Here is a 7,266-nt window from a genome sequence, read left to right as displayed (position 1 = left end):
CGCCTCGTGATGCGACATATCTTCAGCCTGGGGTGTATCTCCATCGCATGGCGCTCGCTCCCGATATGCGAGAAAGACGCGTTGGAGCGATACTTCTGGCCGAAACGACGCACCGAATATTCAGGTTCGTGAAACGAGCAGAGTCGATGGATCCGTTTTGGGTCTACGGACTAACGACCTCGCGAGTAATTCTCGAATTATTCAATTCTACCACGATGCCGGCTACCAGGTCTTCGATCGTAAGGCCTACCCTGATCGCATCGACCGAACGATCGCGGCATGCACGGCTGCGTGAAGCGCAAAAGGTGTAAAGTCGGCTGACAACGCTGCGCATGTTAGGCGCTACGCCATGTGAAGCAGTCGAACGCCCGAAGGTACAATTTGCGCTTTCAAAGAATGCCCAGGCGATTGAGGATCATCCATCGTCGAATTCGACAAAAGACTAGCCACCAACAACATGACCAGCTCGGTGCGATCCGTTCACCGGTTGCAGCGCGCAGCTTGATGCTTGAATACGGCGTTCCACACCGCCTGCGATGCTGCTAGAGCCCGGCGGAGATGGCGATCCGCATCAACTCGGACATGCTGCGAACATTGGTCTTGGCCATGAGGTTCGCCCGGTAAACCTCGACCGTTCGCGGGCTGATGCCAAGATCATGGGCGATCACCTTGTTGATCTTGCCGGCCAGCAGTCCCTGCAGGACGTCACGCTCGCGCGATGAGACGTTCGCCAGGCGGGCTTCCGCCTGCAGTTTCGCTGCTTCATCCGCTGGCTTCGTTGGCCGCGCTTCCAAGGCACTATTGATCGCACGCAATAGCACCTCGTCCTCGAACGGTTTCTCGATGAAGTCGACCGCGCCCGTTTTCATCGCGTCCACTGCCAGCGATACGTCGCCATGACCAGTTATCAGGATGACGGGATAGTCGACGCGATCGGCCTTCAGTTTGCGGATCAGTTCGAGGCCACTCATGCCCGGCATGCGGATGTCCGATACAATGCAGTCAACCGGACCGCTCGCGACGTCACCGAGGAAGCCGTTCGCCGTCTCATAGGTTGCTACGCAGAAGCCACTAACATCAAGCAGAAACGCGAGCGAGTCCCGTATCGCGGCGTCATCGTCGATCACAAGAATGCGCCGCATGGTCATGCTTCTTCACTAGCCTCCGCAAATGGCAGGGTAAACTGAAAGACCGTGCCGCCGCCCGGATTGGCTTCCGCAACGATGTGGCCGCCATGGGACTCGATGATCGTCCGGCAGATTGATAGTCCCACACCCATGCCATGCTCCTTGGTCGTGACAAAGGGCTGGAACAGGCGGTCGGCGATATCAGGGCTGATGCCAGGGCCCGTATCAGCAATGGTAAATTTGGCGAGGCCATCGACTTTGGCAACTCCGACGGTCAATTCGCGACGCGGGCAGGAAGCCATCGCCTCGATCGCATTCCGTATCAGGTTCAGCGCGACCTGCTGGATCTGGATCTTGTCGACGATCATCGATGGCAGATCGCGATCGCTGCGCATAGCCACCCGCACGCCTTGCTCCTTGGCGCCGAGCAGGGCCAGAGCTACCGCCTCTTCAAGCAGCGTGAGCGGATTCTCCATTGTATGGTGCGTCTCGCCCTTGGCAACGAATTCCCGCAGGCGCTTGATGATATCGCCGCCGCGCAGGGCTTGCTGGGCGGCATGTTCGAGCGCATCACCGATACGGTTGGCGTCCGGCTTGTCTGAGGCCAGCAGCGTCTTTGCGCCACGCATGTAGTTTGTAATTGCGGAGAGCGGCTGGTTGATCTCATGGGCAATAGACGAGGCCATCTCACCCATGGCGGTCAGCCGCGACACGTGCACGAGCTCAGATTGCAGTTCCTGCAGTCGCCGTTCCTGCGCCCGCCGTTCGGTGAGGTCTCGGATGAAGCCGGTAAAGAACCGTTCGCCGCGCACTTTGGCCTCACCGACGGCAAGCTCCATCGGAAAGGTCGAGCCGTCGCTCCGCTCGCCGACCACGATGCGGCCAATGCCGATGATGCGCCGCTCTCCGGTAGTCAGATAACGTTCAATATAGCGGTCATGCTCGGCGCGGTAGGGCTCCGGCATCAACCTGGATACATTTGCTCCGACCACCTCGTCCGGAGACCAACCGAATAAACGCACTGCCGCGGCGCTGAACGAGCGAATGAAACCCTTCTCGTCGATCACGATCATCGCTTCCGGCAGGGTGTCCAGGATCGACTGCAGATGGGCTTGCCGGTACCGCGCCTGCTCTGATTCCCGCTGCAGCCGACCGCCCATGAAGCCGAGGAGGGGGCCAAGTACGGCGAATCCCGCGATATCGATCATGTTCGCCGAATCGGTAATGAGGCTTTTCCCAAGAAATGCCGCGCTGATGATCAGGCAGAGCAGCGTAGCGAAAATGGCCGGTCCGCGGCCGCCGGCGAAAGCGACAAAAACGATGACCGGAAGGTAGATGATCGTGAACGTACGGTCCTGAAGATACGGATCCAGCGCCGCGCGAAGCACGAGAGCCAGCGCGGCGGCTGCCGCGGCTGTGCCATAGCGGTACCAGATGTGGTCGGTCATAATTTGCGGTAAACCCTCTCATTCGATTGACTCTACAATGTTTGTCGATGCGGGGCCACCGGATGCAGCCGCGTTTGGGTTGCGCCACCTATTGTGCTGGGCGGCCGCCGCTATCTCGGCCAGATGCGCCAGTGCGTGGGCTGCACAGCGACGTGTTCTCCGGTCTTGGCCTTGACCCAGCCGCCGAAGATCCGGCGGCAAGGAAAAACCAACCGGTGAATGGCATTACCCTCGATCACCGCGATCTCCAGGTCCCGGTCAAAGGGCGCCGTTTCGATCCGCTCCCACGTCAGGTTGCCAATAGATCCTGGACGGTGTTCATCGCCGCTGGCTGACAAAATCAGGCAACCTTCCGAACACGACGGGCCGGATCGCTTAGCCGCTGCGCGGACGGGCTCAGCGCAATCTCGCCCAAGCGGCGCATGATCTCGATCACGCCAGTTGCGGTCCGGGTGCTTTGGGACGTGGTGCCGCCGAACCTGTCGTGCTGGGTCGTGATCCGATCGCCGACCAAAGGATTGGCGCTGCGAAACAACTCCCGAGATCCCGTCGCGTCGATCCGGATCAGCTCAAGCCAGCCCCGGTTAGTATCGATTACTGTTGTACAGCAGCTGGACTGCACTGTCGTCCCCGCAATCGTGCCCGCGGCGGGAAAAGTGTCGCCGTGGTCTGTCATGTCGAACATCCTTCGTCGGTCGGAAGTCTCCCTGTCCCACGGCGTCAGCATGGGGCGTTGAGTGTTAATGGCGTCGACCGCGTCCTTACGGGTCTGGCGGCGTCTCCAGGCCGGAACGGTACGACGCCAGAATTCGCTTGATGGCATTCGGATGGGCCAGCTGCGATCGACCCGAGCATCGCGCCGATCCGCAGGTCGATGAAGTGGGTAGCATCACACGCGCCGCAGGTAACCGGGTGCAGACGGCTCGGGTGCGTCCGGCAGCAGCCGTTGAGCCCGCTCGCCAGTATTTGGGCACGAAAAGATGATGGGGCGCCGAGTCTCTCTATCTGCCATGTGTCTGACCTTGACTGGAAGGTCGTTTTTATCCGGAAGCCCCCGCCGCAGTATTGATGCAGGTCAAAAAAGCTGATTGCGCGTCCAGAACGGCCCGCGGCGAGTGGTCGCTGCGAGCGCGCCGCAGGTAACGTGTACCAGCCCCGGGTAATTCGACAGGGCCGCGCGTCAGTCCGCGACACCTCTTGTTTAGCCAGTTTGATGGAAATCAAAATGCAGGACGCGCAATATGCGATGTTGAGGCGGCGCAGCTCAAGCGCATTGCACCATGACAACGCGTGTCATTGATGCTGCGAGAGCCGCGAAGGAGATGGTAAATTGATTGCTCGCCTCACATTGTCGTTGGTCTTGCCCGCGCTGATCGCAGCCATAGGCTTTGGCGCCGAAGCCTTAAACCTTGGGCTTATCGAAACTTTGGCTGCGACTAGCCTGATCATCGGCTTTGCCGTTGCGGCGGCAGGGTGGACCATCAGGAGCGAGAGGGGGGCGGTTCGCCCCATTTGCTCGCGTGCGGGCAGCTCTCGCCGCCGATAGTGCTTCGGCTCCGGCTCGCCAGAAATGGCTTTGCACGCTGCCTGGCAATCAGCCGGAGGTGCCCGGAAAGCCTCGTGTATGATCGAGATCAACGATCGGCATCTCGAGCTGACCGTCCATTCTGCTGCCAACCGTCTCTTCGAGAATTTCTGAATCAGCGCCGCCTCAACTCTATCGGTCCAACGCATGAGCAGACGAGAAGCTGCTGTTCCTGAGCCACTTCAAGCAGATATGGTCCGCCAAATCTGGACGCTTGGCGACTGCAGCTTCCGCAGGACGAAAGAGCACTCGCATCACGCTGCCCAAGGCTCGACCTTATCTCGACGAAGTCGAGAGCAGGCAATCTCTTTGGGATGCAGCTTGAGACAAATCAAATACTCTCGAGGCGCGAATGGCAGAATGGGGATAAGCAAACGCAGAGGAGCAGGTTGTCATGCCTTCATTTAACGTTCGGTTCATCAAGACCGTTTGTGACGATACCGGCCACGAGCATCGGGCCTGTCAGGCGGCGTTCAGGGTGGATGCCACCTCGCTGAGTGCTGCTGCACAGCAGGCAGAGACCAATTTCTGCAGGCAAAAAGGTGTCCACGATTGGACCATCTTCGCCGACGCGATGGAGCTTCGAACCCCGCCTGCATTGCCGCCGGCATGGGGTGGTTAGCTAGAGCGGCCAGCGAAGTCCGCCAAATCCTGATCGCGGGGGCAATCTGCCAATCGAGGCGCGATCATTGTCTTCCGAGCGTCGATCGAGAGAACAGCTCGCGATTCTGCCGCCAATTGAGCAGGCGCTCTGTTGTCCGCGGCACCTGAGTAGACCTCGCCTGACATTCGCGGCCTGCGGTTCTGCGGGCTCGTTGCAGCGCACCGCCGAGCCTCGTCCGGGCAGGGCGATCCGGATCGAACGATTTGCCCCCACAGACGTCTTATTTGATGCATGTCAAAAACAAATCTGCCTCCGCCAGCTATGGCTGCTTCGAGGGGTATGACACATGGTTAGCCAATCCGGATATATCGGTGGCCCTTGGGGCTTCAAGAAGCTGCTCAACCGGTTACGAGCGAGCCTGTCCCGGACAGCCGAACTGGCCTATTTGAGCGCGCACGACATCGACGCGATCGCGCGTGAAGTTAATCTGTCCACGTCCGATTTTCGAAGGATGGCGCAAAGTCCGGGCTCTCCTGAACTCTTAAGCAAGCGCCTCGCACTTGCCGGCCTTTCCGAGAATGCGCTTGCCGCCTGCCATGGAGACGTATTGCGCGATCTGCAGCGGGTATGCGGCCTGTGTCAGAGCAAGACCCGCTGCGCGGCCGACGTCGAGCGGCGTCAGTCTGTAAATCCCCTCAAAGGCTGCCCTAACGAACAAACCCTGCGCGCGCTCGCGCGTGAGATCGGGGACTCCCACAACGTTTTCGCGATTGATCGCGCTCAATCGTTCCGCCGCCGGAAAATGTGATTTCCTGGCAAGCCCGCGTTCAAAGAAGGCCAAGACATGACAAGCCCATCCCCCGCCTCGAAATCCATGACCATGGGTGAAGCAGGCCTGATGTCGGTATTCGCTGTTTCTGCCTACGTTTGCTTTTTCGCAGGGGCGATGGGGCACGATTCTGCGTTTAGCTTCCACGCATTGCTCGCTTCCGCCGCCAGTCTGGCCGCCGCAGCCGCCATCCTCAATCGCTACTATGAGCGCCCGGCACAATTGCCGCCGGCGCAGATCAAGGGCCGGCCGAATTACAATGTCGCTCCGATCAAATTCGCCTCGGTGATGGCGATGTTCTGGGGCATCGCGGGCTTTTCGGTAGGCGTTTTTATCGCGTCGCAACTTGCCTGGCCCGCACTGAATTTCGATCTGCCTTGGACGAGCTTCGGCCGGCTTCGCCCGCTGCATACGTCGGCCGTGATCTTTGCGTTCGGCGGAAACGTGCTTATCGCGACTTCGTTCTACGTCGTGCAGAAGACCTGCCGCACGCGCCTCGCTGGCGATCTTGCGCCGTGGTTCGTGGTGGTCGGCTATAATTTTTTCATTCTGATCGCGGGCACTGGCTATCTGCTCGGCGCCAACCAGTCAAAGGAATACGCCGAGCCCGAATGGTACGCCGATCTCTGGCTGACGATCGTCTGGGTGACGTATCTGCTCGTGTTCCTGATGACGCTGGTGAAGCGCAAGGAGCCGCACATCTTTGTCGCCAACTGGTTCTATCTCGCTTTTATCATCACCATTGCGGTGCTCCACATTGGCAACAATCCTGCATTACCGGTCTCCGTGTTCGGCTCGAAATCCTACATCGCCTGGGGCGGTGTGCAGGATGCCATGTTTCAGTGGTGGTACGGCCACAACGCGGTCGGCTTCTTCCTGACCGCCGGCTTCCTGGCGATCATGTACTATTTCATTCCGAAGCGGGCCGAGCGCCCGGTCTATTCCTACCGCCTCTCGATCATCCACTTCTGGGCGCTGATCTTCCTCTACATCTGGGCCGGCCCGCACCATCTACATTACACCGCGCTGCCGGATTGGACGCAGACCCTCGGCATGACGTTCTCGATCATGCTGTGGATGCCCTCATGGGGCGGCATGATCAACGGCCTGATGACGCTATCGGGTGCGTGGGACAAGCTGCGCACAGACCCGGTGCTCCGCATGCTCGTGGTCTCGGTCGCCTTTTATGGCATGGCGACGTTTGAGGGCCCCACCATGGCAATCAAGGTCGTCAACTCGCTCAGTCATTACACGGATTGGACCGTCGGCCACGTGCATTCCGGCGCGCTGGGCTGGGTCGGCTTTGTATCATTCGGCGCGCTCTATTGCCTGATCCCCTGGCTTTGGAATCGCCAGCTGTACAGCCTCAAGCTCGTCAACTGGCACTTTTGGATCGCCTCGATCGGGATCGTGCTCTACATCTCCGCGATGTGGGTGTCCGGCATCCTGCAAGGCCTGATGTGGCGCGCCTATACCTCGCTAGGTTTCCTCGAATACTCGTTCATCGAGTCCGTCGAAGCTATGCATCCCTTCTACATCATCCGTGCCGCGGGGGGCGCAATGTTCCTGATTGGTGCGCTGATCATGGCCGCCAATCTCTGGATGACGGTGAATGCAAAGGAAACCGATCAGATCCAGGACACTGGAGCGCTCCAAGTCGCGGAATAGGTCGT

The 7,266-nt window shown here is 59.5% G+C and carries 7 protein-coding genes; 4 read left to right on the top strand and 3 right to left on the bottom strand.

The genetic code is table 11. The features are described 5' to 3' along the window. Positions 1-542: 542 nt before the first annotated feature. A complete protein-coding gene (gene fixJ, locus H8B02_RS19265) occupies positions 543-1,148 on the bottom strand; it encodes a response regulator FixJ (protein ID WP_229167677.1) in 606 nt (201 codons plus the stop codon). Beyond that, entirely contained in the window at positions 1,145-2,575 is a 1,431-nt protein-coding gene (locus tag H8B02_RS19260) for a PAS domain S-box protein (protein WP_229167676.1), read from the bottom strand. Before H8B02_RS19260 ends, fixJ begins: the two co-directional genes overlap by 4 nt. A 131-nt stretch (positions 2,576-2,706) precedes the next feature. On the opposite strand from H8B02_RS19260, the gene H8B02_RS48570 reads away from it, so the two are divergent. Next, positions 2,707-2,910, top strand: coding sequence for a hypothetical protein (locus H8B02_RS48570; protein ID WP_312001037.1), 204 nt, complete (start codon positions 2,707-2,709; stop codon positions 2,908-2,910). A gap of 5 nt (positions 2,911-2,915) precedes the next feature. On the opposite strand, the gene H8B02_RS19250 is transcribed toward H8B02_RS48570, so the two are convergent. Next, positions 2,916-3,251, bottom strand: coding sequence for a hypothetical protein (locus tag H8B02_RS19250; protein ID WP_229167675.1), 336 nt, complete (start codon positions 3,249-3,251; stop codon positions 2,916-2,918). A gap of 1,303 nt (positions 3,252-4,554) precedes the next feature. Between H8B02_RS19250 and H8B02_RS19245 the strand changes: the two genes are divergently transcribed. The 3 genes from H8B02_RS19245 (at position 4,555) to ccoN (ending at position 7,261) form a co-directional block, all read left to right on the top strand. Continuing rightward, the gene (locus H8B02_RS19245) at positions 4,555-4,782 is read left to right on the top strand and encodes a hypothetical protein (RefSeq protein ID WP_229167674.1); all 228 of its coding nucleotides are present in this window, start codon (positions 4,555-4,557) and stop codon (positions 4,780-4,782) included. A 328-nt stretch (positions 4,783-5,110) separates the two neighbouring features. Then, positions 5,111-5,572: a hypothetical protein gene (locus H8B02_RS19240; RefSeq protein ID WP_229167673.1), complete on the top strand. Its 462-nt coding sequence runs from the start codon at positions 5,111-5,113 to the stop codon at positions 5,570-5,572. A gap of 36 nt (positions 5,573-5,608) precedes the next feature. Then, a complete protein-coding gene (gene ccoN, locus H8B02_RS19235) occupies positions 5,609-7,261 on the top strand; it encodes a cytochrome-c oxidase, cbb3-type subunit I (RefSeq protein WP_229167672.1) in 1,653 nt (550 codons plus the stop codon). Positions 7,262-7,266: the final 5 nt, after the last annotated feature.

The sequence above is a fragment of the Bradyrhizobium altum genome (assembly GCF_020889705.1).
GTDB lineage: Bacteria > Pseudomonadota > Alphaproteobacteria > Rhizobiales > Xanthobacteraceae > Bradyrhizobium > Bradyrhizobium altum.
The sequence above is the reverse complement of the archived record's forward strand: the minus strand, read 5'-3'. Positions and strand labels throughout refer to the sequence as shown.

Excerpts from the sequence above, each read along its gene's own strand:
- fixJ (WP_229167677.1), bottom strand. The coding sequence starts at position 1,148 with ATGACCATGCGGCGCATTCTTGTGATCGACGATGACGCCGCGATACGG.
- H8B02_RS19260 (WP_229167676.1), bottom strand. The coding sequence starts at position 2,575 with ATGACCGACCACATCTGGTACCGCTATGGCACAGCCGCGGCAGCCGCC.
- H8B02_RS19250 (WP_229167675.1), bottom strand. The coding sequence starts at position 3,251 with ATGACAGACCACGGCGACACTTTTCCCGCCGCGGGCACGATTGCGGGG.
- H8B02_RS19245 (WP_229167674.1), top strand. The coding sequence starts at position 4,555 with ATGCCTTCATTTAACGTTCGGTTCATCAAGACCGTTTGTGACGATACC.
- H8B02_RS19240 (WP_229167673.1), top strand. The coding sequence starts at position 5,111 with ATGGTTAGCCAATCCGGATATATCGGTGGCCCTTGGGGCTTCAAGAAG.
- ccoN (WP_229167672.1), top strand. The coding sequence starts at position 5,609 with ATGACAAGCCCATCCCCCGCCTCGAAATCCATGACCATGGGTGAAGCA.